Raw genomic sequence first — 14,584 nt, 5'->3', positions numbered from 1 at the left:
TTTTTTTTTATATTCGGAATTGGCAAGTGTGGTTGAAAAAGACTACAATGGTTTCTTGAAGATATATAAAGGAAGGGGAAGTACAATGATTAACTTCGGTACAGTCGGGACAGGGTGGATTACTGAATCCTTTATCCAAGCAGCACAACTTAGCGGTCAATGGCAATTAACTAGTGTCTATTCCAGAACAGAGGATAAAGCGAAACAATTTGCAGATACATATAACGTTCCTAATTTTTATACAGATCTAGAGGAGATGGCGTTAAGTTCTGAAATAGAAGCTGTATACATAGCATCGCCAAATTCAGTCCATTTTGACCAGACACTAATGTTTTTGAAAAATAAGAAACACGTGATCTGCGAAAAACCGATATTTTCAAATAGTGCAGAGTTGGCTAAGGCATACCAGACAGCGGCGGAAAATGGGGTTTATTTATTTGAAGCAATTCGAAATGTGCATACCCCTAATTTCAAAATATTAAAGGACAAGCTCCCTATGGTCGGGGAGTTGCGAAGTACCATGTTACCATACATGAAATATTCCTCCCGTTATGATTTATTTTTACAAGGGGAGGAACCAAATATTTTTTCTGCTACCTATTCTGGCGGCGCACTTGTTGATTTAGGTGTTTATCCACTCTATTTAGCCGTCGGGTTGTTTGGTGAGCCCAAGCAGGTAACCTATCACCCGGTCCTCCTCCGCAGCGGTGTGGATGGAAGTGGAACACTTGTGTTAACGTATGACGATTTTGTTTGTACAATCCTTTGTTCGAAAATATCTCATTCGGAATTACCGTGTGAAATACATGGAGAAAAGGGAACCTTTGTCCTCGAAGATGCGGCCCCGATTTCAAAAATAACCTTCGTTGACAACCGTGGATTAGAGAGCGAGACCTTGAGTGTCGATCTAGATGAACAAAATATGGTTTATGAATGTAAGAATATTGCCAGGATTATTGAAACCCAAAATGATCAAGAATATCAGCAATTAAAAAGTTGGAGCGAAATTGTCCTTCGAATCACAGAAGAGGCAAGGAAACAAAATAATATTTTATTTGCTTCGGAAAAATAGAAACAAAAAAAGGCCAGGGGATACATCCTCTGGCCTTTTCTTATGGGGTTTTCTTCAATGGTAAGGAACTTAGTTGATATTTTTAAGAATGGTTATGTGAACTCTTTATGAATTCAATATTCTCAATGACTTTTATCATATTCCATGCATTGTATGTTCTTTATAGTTGATGTAACAGGATTGGAGGAAACCCTTATGAAGTCAAAAGCGTGGTATAAGAAACAGTTGAAACGTAAGCCTGTGCAAATTACAAGATATATCGTTCAGGGCTTGTTTCTGCTGTTTTTACTATATGTTGGTCTGCAGTTTTATCAATTTTATCTGCATTTTGAAACCCTTGGAAAAACCCCTTTTGTTGATCGGCCATCTGCGGTCGAAGGGTTTTTGCCAATCAGCGGCTTGGTCGCCTTAAAGGTTTGGCTGACGAGTGGAGAGTTTGATGTTATTCATCCTGCGGGTCTTGTTTTACTAGCATTTTTTGTCGGTGCAGGAATTATTCTTCGTAAGTCGTTCTGCAGTTGGATTTGTCCAGTTGGAACATTTAGTGAAATGTTTGCCTGGTTTGGCAGAAAGATGTTTAAAAGGAATTTTGAAATTCCACGATGGTTGACCTGGATTTTAACACCTATGAAATACTTATTGATGTTATTTTTTGTCTTAATGGTTGTTCAAATGCCTACTTTTACTGCTAAAAGCTTTCTCGAGGAACCGTATAATAAGGTCTCCGATGTAAAAATGCTTCTTTTATTCACAAATCTTGGCGGCTTTGCCTTGAAGTTTATTATTGTGATCTTCATCCTGTCAATATTCTTTAGAAACTTTTGGTGCCGTTTCCTCTGTCCATACGGTGCATTAATTGGTCTTGGAAGTATCTTTAGGATTACAAAAATTGAGCGGAATGAAGATACTTGTACAAACTGCGAAATGTGTACAAAGGTTTGTCCGCAACGATTAAAGGTACACAAGGTGGAGAATGTAAATTCTCTTAATTGTTCCGCTTGTATGTCCTGTGTGGAGGCATGCCCGGTAAAAGACACGCTTAACATGACGGTTGCTCGTAAAAAGGTAAATAAATGGTTTGTTCCAGTAACCTTCTTCGTGCTGTTTTTCCTTATTATTACTTTTGCAAAAATAACAGGTCACTGGGATTCAATCATCTCCTATGAAGAATGGAAACAACTAATCCCAGAAGCCAAAAACATAAAATAATGGTTTAATAGTAAAACACCGCTATTTTGAAATCGTCAAAATAGCGGTGTTTTCTATATCATGGGTTAAACACATAGCCCATATTTCATCATATAAATATAGAAAACTAAAATGGGTGAGTCATGATGTTTGAATCTAACAGAGAATTAATAACTTGGATAGTGCCATACCTCCCAGCTGGAGCAGAATTGGAATATCGAGATTCACAAGCGATGCTCCAATATATGGATATAGATGGGGATGGCCTTTATGAAATATTTGGGGTGTATCGTCTTAACCGAAAGCCCTATTTATTTGTTCTGAAAAATTACTTTGGTCATTTTATATATTATTATCCCATGCCTCCTGAGGTGGAGAAAAAGGCAGTCCGAGCGCTTTCAATTTTTCGAGAGACAAGAGCCGTCTACCTTTTCCCAGTGGTGATGAAGGAAATTGGCGGAAAGAAGTGGGGCTATATCAATGCGAAAGGGAAACAGATTCTTCCTAACAGCTATGAGCATGCCGAGGATTTTCAGGAGAATGGTTTAGCTATTGTTGGTTTAATGGACAAATCAGGAATTATTAATGCCCAAGGGTATTTTATTGTGCAGCCCAAATACGATACAATTAATCCTTTTTCAGAAGGCCGGGCCGTTGTCAACGACCCTCAAGGATTCAAGGTGATTGATGAAAGTGGCAAAGAAATCACGGATCGGGCTTATTCGATTATTGTCGGAGAGTATAAAGAGGGGCGCGTACGTGCTGTAGAAGAAGATGAGCATGGGCGGTATTTATATGGTTATTTGAATAAACGAGGGAAAGTGGTTATTCCGATAACCTTTGAAGCCGCTAGTGATTTTGATCAGGGGAAAGCAATTGTAAAAACAAAAGATGGCAGTTTTCAATTAATCGACCTTACCGGAAAGATATTACAATCGTACCCTTATGCTTATGTCAGTAATTATGGCCAAGGTTTGCTTGCATTTAAGGAAAACAAAGATGGGAAGATTGGATATATCGATGAACAGGGAAAAATCGTCATAGAGCCTAAATTTTCATCTGCAGAGTCATTTATAGACGGACGTGCCATTGTTAATTTGTCAGATAATAATAGGGAACAGTATGGCGTTATTGATCGAACTGGCCATTATGTGATTAAGCCAAACTATAACCAAATCTTATATCTAGATGAGGGACGCTTTGCCATCGGGAAAGAGATGGATCCGAAACTACCCTGTATGAGGTCTATTTACGCCTTAGCAGATTCGGGTGGTCATATCCTTACAGGATTTAACTTTAATGGAATCACGAAATTTCAGGACGGCCTTGCCTCTGTCTCCGATGCTCAGCATACTTTCTTTATTGACAAACTTGGAAAGAGGATCGAACAGCTGCCAATGGTCAGGGGCAGTGGCTCGCTTAGTTTTGAGAAAACGTTAATCAAAGGTGATGTTGACGAGCGCCTGAACTATTTTAATCAAAATGGTGAGTTGCTCTGGAAGCAAGCCACGATTGTCCCGCTAAATAATAACTACTCAGTTGTGGAGCAAAAATATAAGCCGAATAAGGATTATTTAGTCTATTTCCCGCAGATTGAAGGTATGAAAATTCATCAGGAAAAAGTAAATCATGCTTTAAAGGAACTGGCGGGGGTAAAACCCATGCCGGCACACACACAATTGGAATCGAATTATACGGGGGATTTTGAGGTTACCCTTTACGAGAAAAATTTACTGATCATTAAGATAACAGGGTATGACTACCCGTTTTGTGCCGCTCACGGTATGCCAGTGGAAAAATATGCTCATATTAACCTAAAAACAGGCTCGATCTATCAATTAAAAGACCTCTTTAAGTCTGGCAGCCCGTACGTGAAAATAATCAGTGATATGATTGGTGATCAAATAAAAAGTAATGAAAAATATTCTTCTTATCTATTTCCTGATGAGTACCATGGAATCCAAGCTGATCAGCCATTTTTTATTAGTGAGGCGGGCTTGAATATCTACTTTAATCCATATGAAATCGCCGCTTTTGCTGCTGGATTCCCTACCTTTACCATCCCTTTTGAGGACTTAAAGAACATCATTAATGGTAACAGTGAATTTTGGAAATCGTTTCATTAACAAAGGCAGGAATCAAACCTGTCTTTTTTTCATGGATTCTAATGAAAAAGAATGAAATAATGGTGATACAGTCAAGAGTAGTGTATAGAGGAGTGTATTGGAATGAAGATTTTTGATGTTTCTAGAAAGCTAATAAACGGGATGCCAGTCTGGCCGGGTGATACCACCTTTAAATACGAGGTCTCATGGCCAATGGAGGAAAGCGGCTCTGTTAATGTTGGCAGACTCGAATTAAGTACCCACACGGGAACACATGTGGATGCTCCGTTTCATTTTGATAACGCAGGAAAAAAAATCATTGAGTTGGACCTTAATCTATACATCGGTCCAGCGAAGGTTATTGATATGATTGGAAAGGAAAGCATTGGTGCAGTTGATTTAAGAGAGATGGATCTTGATGGGTGCAAACGGGTGTTGTTCAGAACCCTTGCGTGGGAAAATCCCAATCAATTCCCTGAAAAGATCCCACATATTGAGCCAAACTTAGCTCCTTTCTTAGGAAGGAAAGGGATTCAGCTTATCGGCTTGGATATTCCATCTGTTGATCCAATCGACAGTAAAGAGCTGCCTGCCCATCATAGCTTGAATGAACATGGAATTCACATCCTAGAGTCACTAATGCTCGATGAAATTGAACCAGGAGATTACGAACTCATTGCCCTGCCGCTCCCATTAGTCGAAGGAGACGGGAGTCCAGTTCGCGCAGTCCTGCGTCAGAAATGAATGGTGTCAGGCACCATTATGGATTAAAAAAGAAGCGTGAATCTCAACTAAACTGGATTCACGCTTCTTCTGTTAAAGGCCACAATCAGATTTGTTTGGTTTAAGCAATAACACATCAATTTAAAAGGAAAGAACCTCCAGAGTCTCTTCGTTCTAAGTATGTTTTCTACGAAATACTAGCCAGTAACTCCCCAGTCCGAAGATAAAAAATAAACCGGCCAAAACAGGAATAACATAATTATTAAAGGTAGGCTCAGCATCCTTCTCTTGTTTAGGAGTCGATGAGGCATGCTCCATTTGTGTCATGGTCTTTTTATTTGCTGATACTATTTTATGATTAACAGTGGTTAAGGGGATAACCTGAACTGTTTGGCTTAATAATCGATTATTTTGAGGAGAAGAGACTTCTAATCTAGAATCGTCAAAGACATTAGTTCCTAATAGAAAAAACAACATTGATGTGATAAGAGAAATCTTATTAAACATCATTTTCAACTCCACTATATTGAAATCTTCTTGTTGTTCATTCTATCACCGATTCTTGAAGGTGATATCAAATTGAAGGGATTGTTCACAAAGCTTTCGAATTTAAAACTCTTTAATCTAACCAAATGTCTGCCAAACCATAGGAATACACAGTGTATTGAGCCATATAAATCAATTTCATTAAAGAAGAATGGTGATAAACTGAAGCATAAACTTAAACTTTAAACAAAGGGGAGCGAGAACTATGTTTGAAATAGTTGATAAAAAAGCAGTCATGGATATCCGCGAGCGCATTGCAAAGGGGGAACATCCGCGGCGAGAAATAATAAACTTTGTGAAAGCTGCACCTGTAGGAACCTTATTTGAAATTCATTTGCCACATCGTGGTGAACCGCTTATTGGCAGTTTGCAATCATTAGGTATGAATGTAATTGTCAACGAAATGGAACCCATGCATTTTAGACTAATGGCAATAAAGTTAGATGAAATTAACTAATACCTGCGATCTGCTTAAGCCGGTGCAACTCTAGAATCTGTATTTGGCGGCGTCCGTCCATGCTAATCAGCTTTTGCGAAATGAACGACAACAACTTTCTGCTTACCGATTCTGGAGTTGTTCCAATATAACTAGCTAAATCCTTTTTTGTGATTGGCAAGGAAAAGGTCCCGTTTTTAGCAATCATTTTATTATGAAAGAGAATAAGTGCTCTTGCAAGCCGTTGTTCAACCTCTAGTAAACTTAGGAAACCAACCGACTCATCTGCTTCAAATAGCCTGTCGTTTACAGCCAGTAAGAATTGGTAGGACAACTCCGCGTTATTTTCCATTGTTTTAAGAAAGTCCTTTTTTTCGATATAACAAATAACCGTTGATGATCCCACGGCTTCTGCATTCATATAGTGTTTTTCATTTTTTAATAATGAAAATAATCCAAAGAAATCCCCAGGGAACAGTAATCTAACAATTTGTTCTTTCCCTTCTGGGGACATTTTTGTTAACTTGATCAGTCCTTCATTGACAACGAATAATGTTTCTGAATGTTCTCCTTCTCGAAAAATAAATTCTCCTTTCACAAAGCTTCTGCTTCTTGTTACCTTTTGCAGCTGTTGACGATCCGCTTCCTTCATTCCATTAAAAACAGGTACGGATGTAATGCACGATGATTCCTGAAAGCAGCAATGGTTACAACACATTCTTAAGTCACTCCTCCACATTTCTATTAACTTAATAGTATCTGTTTTGATCAATCTTTGTAGTGATTTACATCAATTCTGCTTTTCTTGATATAGGTCAATGTTAATGAGAACGATTCGCATTACAATAAAATAAAAACAAGAGGTGATTGTTTCGAATGAGTATCATGGAATTGGCATTGAATGAGGTCGCTTGCTCAGGATGTATCGGGAAGATTAAAAGAGAGATGCAAAGAACCAATGGGATTGAAAAAGTAAAGATCATGTCCGGTTGTGGAAAAATCAAAATAAGCTTCAATGAAAATATTATTCATTCGGAGGAAATTAATCGTAATCTGTATAAAATGACTTTGCGAACATTTGATTAAAGGCTGCTCCTTGTGGGCAGTTTTTTTTTTTTGAAAATAAAACTATATTAAGAACGGAAAATTCGTTATAATATTAACATTAAAGAAACAAGGATAAGAGGTTGTAATAATTTTCCCTTCCAGATAAATAATAAACAAAAAGGGAGGGATTTTTTTTTGGAGCGCAATCAGGATAGTAAATTTGAAGAAACCTTTCTTCCAGTGACCTCAATCGGCAGTGGAGTTGGAATGGCAGTTTTGCCTGATATTTATTGTTACACCGACAAAATCGTGAACCTAGTACTTGTAGGCAACCCGAATGAGTCGGAGGATTTTGTTCTAATTGACACGGGCATGCCTAAGTCAGCAGATGAGATAAAAGAAATGGTTGAAGAACGTTTTGGTGAGGGTGCCCTTCCTAAAGCGATCGTATTAACGCATGGACATTTTGATCATGTCGGATCAGTGGCTGAATTGTTGGAGGAATGGGAGATTCCGGTTTATGCACATGAGCTGGAACTCCCTTATTTGACAGGAAAGTTAGATTATCCGCCGGGTGACCCAAATGTTGATAGTGGACTTGTTGCAAAAATGTCGCCGATGTTTCCGAACCATGGGATTGATATAAGTGCCCATGTTCATGCGCTTCCTGCCGACGGAACTGTTCCAAATATGCCTAATTGGAAATGGGTACATACACCAGGGCATACGCCGGGCCATATTTCCTTATTCCGTGAACAAGACCGGGCGCTGATTGTGGGAGATGCATTTGTGACGGTAAAACAAGAATCTCTATATAAAGTAATGACGCAAACACAAGAGATTAGCGGTCCCCCAAAATATTACACTACTGACTGGGATGCTGCTTTTGATTCCGTAAAAAAGTTAGAAGCACTCAAGCCAGAAGTAGCAGTGACTGGTCATGGTCTTCCGATGAGTGGGGAGGACCTAGCAGAAAATCTAAATTATTTAGTGGAGCATTTTGCTGAGATTGGCCGGCCTGACAGTGGGAAATATGTGAATTAGTAATTTCTGAAGTGACTAGGGCTGTTGACTCATGCAGCTCTTTTATATCACTTATATGTTCGTTTTTGAGAACGGAAGAAAAACTCTTTGGTATCAGCATAGATATCATTAGAAATAATGGAGACTAATTGAACTAATTCATTCGAGGTGGAAATAATGAGACTCTGTTTCTTTTTACTAGTTGCTGGACTGTTGGATGCTGTTTTAACTCATTTTGGAATTGTTTCAGGTATTGTTGAAGAGGGAAATCCAATGATGAAGCTTGTAATTGAAAAAAGCTGGTCCTATTTTTACATCATAAAAATCTTTCTGCCCCTCTTGTTGCTTGGTTTGTTCTACTTGCGACCACTAAAAGGGTGGATTCGGACTCTTTTGGTTTCTACTTGTGTTCTTTATCTCTCCGTCCTGGTATATCATATGGTGTGGATTGTCCTCTACTTAAATACTGCATCATGACTTTTCCTCTATTCCCAACTAGACACTCCAAGGTTATTCAGTTAGTATCAATACGATATGGAAAGACAAATAATAAGAAAAATGATTTTTATATAAAGGAGTTCAATATGTTAAATACCTTAAAACCATACTTGCAGGAAGCCTGGGAAAAGTCAGGATTTCAACAGCCGACTTCCATTCAAGAAGCCGCTATTCCAATGATTCTTGAAGGCAAGAATTTAATTGCCGAGTCACCGACAGGTACTGGAAAAACGCTGGCTTATTTGCTGCCATTGTTAGATAAAATGGACCCAAGTCTACAATCTTTGCAAGCGGTTGTGTTAGCTTCTTCGCAAGAGCTGGTAATGCAGGTCTATCAAGAATTTCAAAAATGGTCGGAAGGCAGCGGAATAAGGGGCACTTCGATTATTGGCGGAGCCAATATGAAACGCCAGCTTGAAAAATTAAAGAAACGCCCGCATGTTATTTTTGCAACACCTGGTCGTTTATTTGAACTGATCAAACAGAAAAAGGTGAAAATGCATGAAGTAAAATTGGTTGTTCTCGATGAGGGTGATCAATTACTTATTCACGAGCATCTTAATACTGTCCAAAACATTGTAAAATCAACCATGAGTGACCGCCAAGTTGTTTTGTTTTCTGCTACAATGAAACCGGCAACAGAGAAATTGGCAAAAGAAATGACGAAAGACCCAGAAGTTCTTCGCATCGAAAAGGATGAACTTGCTTCGTCTGGAGAAGTCGAGCATATTTATTTTTCATGTGATCCAAGAGATAAAATCAAGCTCCTCGAAAAAATCACGCGCTTAGAAAATAGTAAATCGCTTGCGTTTATTAATGATATTGGTGAAATTGAAGTATTTAAGGAAAAATTACATTTTAAAGATTTATCGATCGGAATCTTGCATAGCGACATGAAAAAGCTCGAACGGCAGGCTGCATTAAAGTCTTTCCGTGATGGCAAAATGAACATGCTTATTGCTACAGATGTGGCGGCGAGAGGACTTGATATTCAAGGGGTTACCCATGTGGTCAATATCGATTCTCCGAAGGATATATCGCAATATGTGCACAGGGCTGGAAGAACAGGAAGAATGGGTGCAAATGGGATTGTAATCTCGCTTGTTACCGAAAGGGAAGAAAGAGAATTGAAACAGTATTGCCGTGAGTTAAACGTTCCGTTGCATATAAGAGTGTTTTACAAAGGTCTGATTTCTGAAGAAGGACAAAGAGACCAGAAATTACGGAGATAATGGCGAACTTACATCCAAGGAACTAGTATTATGAGCAAATGACTAAATTTAGAAAAAGCTCCAGTCCTCAAAAAAGAATAAGACTAATTATTTTCACTCATACTATCAATGTATTTCTCGAAAAAGGAGATGGTAGTGTGGGAAGACAGAAGCTTGGTAATCAAAATGCTCAGCGTAATAATAATCGCAAAAAACCAATGAGAGATAGTGAAGAACTGGTTGAATTTACAACTGGAGAAGCACTAAAACATAACCGTCCAAATAGTAAATAACAAAGTGCGCCTCCTTTTTAATAAGGGAGGCGCTTTTTTTATGGGAGGTCATCACATCTGTAGATATCTTGTTAAACACGACGAAAATCACTCTTCTGCAAGTAATTTAAGAGCTTTTTTAGCGGGGCCTTCAATAACATCGCCTGAATAAGCATAACGTGAACCATGGCACGGGCAATCCCAAGATTTTTCAGCATGATTCCATTCACACTCACAGCCAAGATGGGTGCAGGTGGTGTCGACAACATAAAGTTTACCGTTTTCATCCTTATAACCGCCGGCTCTTTTTCCGTTATACATGACAACGGAGCCTTCACCCACCTGTAAATCATCTGCGGACTTATCCGTATACTCAAGTTTGCCTTTAATTAGATGTTTAGCCACATCTGCATTGGTGGTGATGACACTCTTTAAGTCGGGATCAGCTTGGAATCGGGACGGTGTATAGAGCTCCATATATGGGTTGTCCCTTTCCATAACATAATCGGTCAACAAGTGACCCGCGAGAATCCCTGTTGTCATCCCCCATTTTTTATAACCCGTGGCCACTAAAACATTCTCACGGCCTTCAGTGTAATGTCCAATATATGGAAGTTTGTCTAGTGTAACCATATCCTGGGCAGACCAGCGATAATCGTACTCCTTAATCCCAAAAACCTCTTCAACAAACGTTTCGAGTGCTTCATAATGCTTAAGCGTGTCCATTCCTTGCCCCGTTTTATGATTTTCACCACCGATGATCAATAACTTTTCCTTTTCCCCATTAAGCGGTGTATAACGAATCGATCGAGGTGGGTTATCGGCGCTGATATACATGCCACCAGGGTAGTCCTTATCGGTTTTTATCCCGATTGCGTAAGACCTGCTCGCATACATTCTCGCAAAATAAAGCCCTGGTTTATCATAAAAAGGGAAATGGGAGGCAATAATCACATGCTTGCATGATACTCTATGACCAGACTTAGTAACAACCTTTGGTTCCGTATCATCGTCCTCAATGTCTGAAGCGACTGTATTCTCAAAAACAGAACAGCCCGCCTTAACCGCATCATCTAGAAGTGCTTTTAGAAATTTAAGGGGATGATATTGCGCTTGATTGCGCATCATGAGAGCGCCTTTTGCAGGAATATTAAAGGGGATCGTATCCTTTAAAGCCCCATCGATTTCTAGACTTTTATACGCTTCCCATTCCGTTTTAAGCTTGTCGACATACTCATCCGTTGTTGCATAAACATAGGCGTCTTGCTTACTGAAATCACAATCAATTCCCTTTTCCTCTACGCAGCTTTCGACAAATCGAATGGCATTCATATGTGATTCATAATAAAGCCGTGCTTTTTCTACTCCAAAATGATTTATTAATTCATCATAAATAATGTTATGCTGTGCCGTTAATTTTGCAGTTGTGTGGCCAGTAGTCCCATTCAAGACATTGCCTGCTTCTAAGAGGGCCACCTTTAAGCCTTCCTTTGACAGCAAATAGGCAGCGGTTATTCCAGATATCCCGGCACCCACAATCGCAACATGCACAGAAAGATCTTGTTCTAATGAATTAAAAGCAGGTAATTCTATTTCACGCCAATACGTTTTTGGAAATTTTGGGATTTTTTCAGATGAACTCATATATACTCCTCCAGCCTAAAAAATGACATCAAATTTAATTTTTCCAAAAGTGATAAAATTAATGTAGGAATGGAAATATTTCCTTAGTCGCAAAAAAAGAACCTTGCTTTATGCATGGTTCTTCCCGTTATATATTAAGAGGTTTAATAATGACGAACCCGTGGTCTACAGAATCTGAATTAACTTAGCAAGATGCCGGCGCATATGACAAACCTTAAACTTGGCTTTGACTGAATAAGAAAGAATCATTCCTCTTTATCAATTTTTAATGGATCAATACGGGTAGAGTCTTCAGTATTTAAGGCGCTTCTGACAAAATGGAAAAATGTTCCTCCGATACAACCGAGAAATAAGACAAAACCAATCGTTGTGACCCACCAAATTGCAGACATTGTATTCCCCCTTTGTCTAGCCTAAGTATTCATTTCTTAAGCTTTTCTAAAAATATATGCATAAGGGGGGAGGATTTTTCCAATGAATCACTGATGGAAATATACTATTTTGTTTTAGTCTTTTTTCTTAAGTGCGGCATAGTAGTCAACTTTTTTTATATTGACGCCGACAAAGGTTTCGATAATCGACTGGCCGCCGGCAATCGAGAAAATTAAAATAACCACATAGGTAATACGCGGAAAGAGCAAATATGCTCCCCCAAGTAAAACAGCGCTCCAAACACCAGCACACCAATAACATTTCAACAAATAACCAAACATCGATGTTGGAACTTCCTTGGTTTCCACTCCATCGTCCGTTTCTACTTTTACTTTCTTAACAAAAGGTTTACGGATAAATTCAGTAATTTTATCAAAGACAATTAAATGAGTTAAACGGTAGCTCGCTAGAATTAACATGATATAGGTCATCCATGAGATATCTTCCACGTCTTCAATCCTCCAAAATCCACTTGGTCTCTCCCTAATGGACAGCTCCATTTTATTTTTCATTTCCCTGTATATTTTGAGCCTGAAATCAAAATTATATATTCGGAGGAGGCGAAAAAATGAAAAAATCTTTTTGGTTTAGTTTTCTGTTTTTATTATCACTATTCTGTATTCCAAGTGTGTCTTTTGCCCAGCAAATTTACACCGTTCAGCCGGGGGACACACTTTGGAAAATCGCAGTTAGGTATCAAGTTGGAATTTCCGAAATTATTTCGGCAAACCGACAATTTTCGAATCCAAATTTGATTTATCCAGGTCAAAAGGTTACTATCCCAAGTTTCGATGCTGTAAAAAGTACTGAAAGCCAGGTAATCCAGTTAACCAATCAGGAGCGTGCAAAAAATGGTTTGAAGGCATTAACACCCGATTGGGAGCTCTCAAGGGTGGCTCGTTATAAAGCCAATGACATGAGAGATAAAAACTATTTCAGTCATACCAGTCCAACGTATGGCAGTCCGTTTGCAATGATGAAAAGCTTTGGGATTTCCTATCGGTCAGCTGCTGAAAACATTGCAGCAGGGCAAACGACACCGGCTTCAGTCGTTCAAGCTTGGATGAATAGCTCCGGTCACAGGGCAAATATTTTAAGCACGAGATCTACCTATATTGGGGTTGGCTACGCACAGGGTGGCTCACAAAGACACTATTGGGTACAGATGTTTATTTCTAAGTAAGACAAAAGGGTCAGTTTCTTAAGCATTTCGCTTAGGGGCTGACCCTTTCTACGTCTTAGGACCGATATGAAAATCAAGCTCAAGCGCAATTATGATAAACAATGAAAAGAGGTAAGATGAAATCAAGATAAAGAAAGGAGCAAAACAAAATGAAAAAATTTGGTTTACTGTTAGCAGGTGGAATTGCAGCGATGATCTTGCTTTCAACCATTGGTCCAATGGTGGGGTTACTCGTTAGCTTAGTACTCCTATACTTCATATTCAAACAGTTCTTAAAAGCTGAATCGACAGGAGGAAAAATTGGGCTTGGGATCATTGGATTCATTGTCCTCATCGCATCCATTCATAACGCTCCAGCAATTATAGGGGTTGCAGCAGCATATGTGTTATACCTTGTTTATAAAAAATGGAATGAGAAAAAGCACACAACCGTGAAGGAAGAAAATGACCCATTTGTTAATTTTGAAAAACAGTGGAATGAATTGAAAAATTATTAAGAAATAAGGGAGAGAATGAACATGACAAACTTATTTACAAGAATTAAAAACACGATTACAGCCGATTTACACCAGGCACTTGATCAAAAAGATAAACAAAATCCAATTGCTTTATTAAATCAATACCTACGCCAGTGTGAGCAAGAAACAGAGAAAGTTAGAAAGCTATTAGAACGTCAATACACACTGAAAGATGAATTTACAAGAGAATATCAGCAAGCGTCCCAGTTAGCTGAAAAAAGAAAGTACCAAGCTGAAATTGCTTCTAAAGCAGGCGAAACAGAACTTTATCAGTTTGCCTCAGCAGAGCATCAGCAATATGCAGACCGTGCCAGCCGCTTGAGTACATCACTTGAACAAGTAAAGAATCAACTAGTAGTATTAGAAAGAAAGTATGAAGAAATGAAACACAAGCTAAAAGATATGCACCTAAGACGGATGGAATTAATGGGCCGTGAAAATGTAACACGAGCGAACCTCCAAATCAACCAGGTGCTTGATTCTAATACGTATTCAGATAAATCCTACTCGAAGTTTAAAGATATTGAAAACTATCTTGACCGCTTAGAGCATCAAGTGAATAGCTCATACTATCGCAATACGATCGATGCTCGAGTTGCACAACTAGAAAAGGAAATGAAATTAGAAGAAAGCAAGTCCATTTAAATACAAAACATGGTATGCTAAATTAAAAAGCGGAAGCGCCC

The 14,584-nt window shown here is 38.7% G+C and carries 18 protein-coding genes; 13 read left to right on the top strand and 5 right to left on the bottom strand.

Annotated elements, in window-relative coordinates; all coding sequences use genetic code 11:
- The first annotated feature begins 88 nt into the window (after window positions 1-88).
- The 4 genes from J7E63_RS06955 (at window position 89) to kynB (ending at window position 5,109) form a co-directional block, all read left to right on the top strand.
- On the top strand, window positions 89-1,072 hold the full coding sequence (locus J7E63_RS06955) for a Gfo/Idh/MocA family protein (RefSeq protein WP_215010839.1): 984 nt from the start codon (window positions 89-91) through the stop codon (window positions 1,070-1,072).
- Window positions 1,073-1,267: 195 nt separating this feature from the next.
- On the top strand, window positions 1,268-2,281 hold the full coding sequence (locus J7E63_RS06950; protein ID WP_215010791.1) for a 4Fe-4S binding protein: 1,014 nt from the start codon (window positions 1,268-1,270) through the stop codon (window positions 2,279-2,281).
- Window positions 2,282-2,403: 122 nt separating this feature from the next.
- Entirely contained in the window at window positions 2,404-4,386 is a 1,983-nt protein-coding gene (locus tag J7E63_RS06945; RefSeq protein ID WP_251033403.1) for a WG repeat-containing protein, read from the top strand.
- A 102-nt stretch (window positions 4,387-4,488) separates the two neighbouring features.
- Window positions 4,489-5,109 (top strand): arylformamidase, encoded by a 621-nt coding sequence (kynB, locus tag J7E63_RS06940; RefSeq protein ID WP_215010790.1) that lies wholly within the window; start codon window positions 4,489-4,491, stop codon window positions 5,107-5,109.
- Between the two features lie 153 nt (window positions 5,110-5,262).
- Here the strand turns inward: kynB and J7E63_RS06935 are convergent, their stop codons facing one another.
- The gene (locus J7E63_RS06935; RefSeq protein WP_215010789.1) at window positions 5,263-5,598 is read right to left on the bottom strand and encodes a hypothetical protein; all 336 of its coding nucleotides are present in this window, start codon (window positions 5,596-5,598) and stop codon (window positions 5,263-5,265) included.
- Window positions 5,599-5,839: 241 nt separating this feature from the next.
- Here J7E63_RS06935 and J7E63_RS06930 point away from each other — a divergent pair, with 241 nt between their 5' ends.
- On the top strand, window positions 5,840-6,091 hold the full coding sequence (locus J7E63_RS06930; RefSeq protein WP_215010788.1) for an amino acid decarboxylase: 252 nt from the start codon (window positions 5,840-5,842) through the stop codon (window positions 6,089-6,091).
- Here J7E63_RS06930 and J7E63_RS06925 read toward each other — a convergent pair.
- A complete protein-coding gene (locus J7E63_RS06925; protein WP_215010787.1) occupies window positions 6,084-6,788 on the bottom strand; it encodes a Crp/Fnr family transcriptional regulator in 705 nt (234 codons plus the stop codon). The two genes, J7E63_RS06930 and J7E63_RS06925, sit on opposite strands and share 8 nt — an antisense overlap.
- A 158-nt stretch (window positions 6,789-6,946) precedes the next feature.
- Between J7E63_RS06925 and J7E63_RS06920 the strand changes: the two genes are divergently transcribed.
- From J7E63_RS06920 to J7E63_RS30065, 5 genes are all read left to right on the top strand, one after another.
- Window positions 6,947-7,156, top strand: coding sequence for a cation transporter (locus tag J7E63_RS06920; protein ID WP_215010786.1), 210 nt, complete (start codon window positions 6,947-6,949; stop codon window positions 7,154-7,156).
- 156 nt (window positions 7,157-7,312) lie between these two features.
- A complete protein-coding gene (locus J7E63_RS06915) occupies window positions 7,313-8,161 on the top strand; it encodes an MBL fold metallo-hydrolase (protein WP_251033402.1) in 849 nt (282 codons plus the stop codon).
- A 156-nt stretch (window positions 8,162-8,317) separates the two neighbouring features.
- A complete protein-coding gene (locus J7E63_RS06910) occupies window positions 8,318-8,617 on the top strand; it encodes a DUF5658 family protein (RefSeq protein WP_215002912.1) in 300 nt (99 codons plus the stop codon).
- Between the two features lie 107 nt (window positions 8,618-8,724).
- Window positions 8,725-9,870: a DEAD/DEAH box helicase gene (locus tag J7E63_RS06905; protein WP_215010785.1), complete on the top strand. Its 1,146-nt coding sequence runs from the start codon at window positions 8,725-8,727 to the stop codon at window positions 9,868-9,870.
- 137 nt (window positions 9,871-10,007) lie between these two features.
- Window positions 10,008-10,142, top strand: a complete 135-nt coding sequence (locus tag J7E63_RS30065) for a hypothetical protein (RefSeq protein ID WP_282599650.1) — start codon at window positions 10,008-10,010, stop codon at window positions 10,140-10,142.
- A gap of 87 nt (window positions 10,143-10,229) precedes the next feature.
- Here J7E63_RS30065 and J7E63_RS06900 read toward each other — a convergent pair whose 3' ends face one another.
- From J7E63_RS06900 to J7E63_RS06890, 3 genes are all read right to left on the bottom strand, one after another.
- The gene (locus J7E63_RS06900) at window positions 10,230-11,765 is read right to left on the bottom strand and encodes an FAD-dependent oxidoreductase (RefSeq protein WP_215010784.1); all 1,536 of its coding nucleotides are present in this window, start codon (window positions 11,763-11,765) and stop codon (window positions 10,230-10,232) included.
- Between the two features lie 245 nt (window positions 11,766-12,010).
- Complete coding sequence (locus J7E63_RS06895) at window positions 12,011-12,157, bottom strand: hypothetical protein (RefSeq protein WP_214715314.1); 147 nt, start codon at window positions 12,155-12,157, stop codon at window positions 12,011-12,013.
- A 114-nt stretch (window positions 12,158-12,271) separates the two neighbouring features.
- Window positions 12,272-12,646, bottom strand: coding sequence for a DUF1360 domain-containing protein (locus J7E63_RS06890; protein WP_210427110.1), 375 nt, complete (start codon window positions 12,644-12,646; stop codon window positions 12,272-12,274).
- Window positions 12,647-12,765: 119 nt separating this feature from the next.
- Between J7E63_RS06890 and safA the strand changes: the two genes are divergently transcribed.
- The 3 genes from safA (at window position 12,766) to J7E63_RS06875 (ending at window position 14,543) form a co-directional block, all read left to right on the top strand.
- Window positions 12,766-13,380 carry a SafA/ExsA family spore coat assembly protein gene (gene safA / locus J7E63_RS06885; RefSeq protein ID WP_214715316.1) on the top strand — a complete coding sequence of 205 codons (615 nt, stop codon included), beginning with the start codon at window positions 12,766-12,768 and terminating at the stop codon, window positions 13,378-13,380.
- 149 nt (window positions 13,381-13,529) lie between these two features.
- Complete coding sequence (locus J7E63_RS06880; RefSeq protein WP_215010783.1) at window positions 13,530-13,877, top strand: lmo0954 family membrane protein; 348 nt, start codon at window positions 13,530-13,532, stop codon at window positions 13,875-13,877.
- 21 nt (window positions 13,878-13,898) lie between these two features.
- Window positions 13,899-14,543 (top strand): PspA/IM30 family protein, encoded by a 645-nt coding sequence (locus J7E63_RS06875; protein WP_215010782.1) that lies wholly within the window; start codon window positions 13,899-13,901, stop codon window positions 14,541-14,543.
- The last annotated feature ends 41 nt before the right edge of the window (window positions 14,544-14,584 follow it).

The organism is Bacillus sp. ISL-75 (assembly GCF_018613095.1).
The sequence above is the reverse complement of the archived record's forward strand: the minus strand, read 5'-3'. Positions and strand labels throughout refer to the sequence as shown.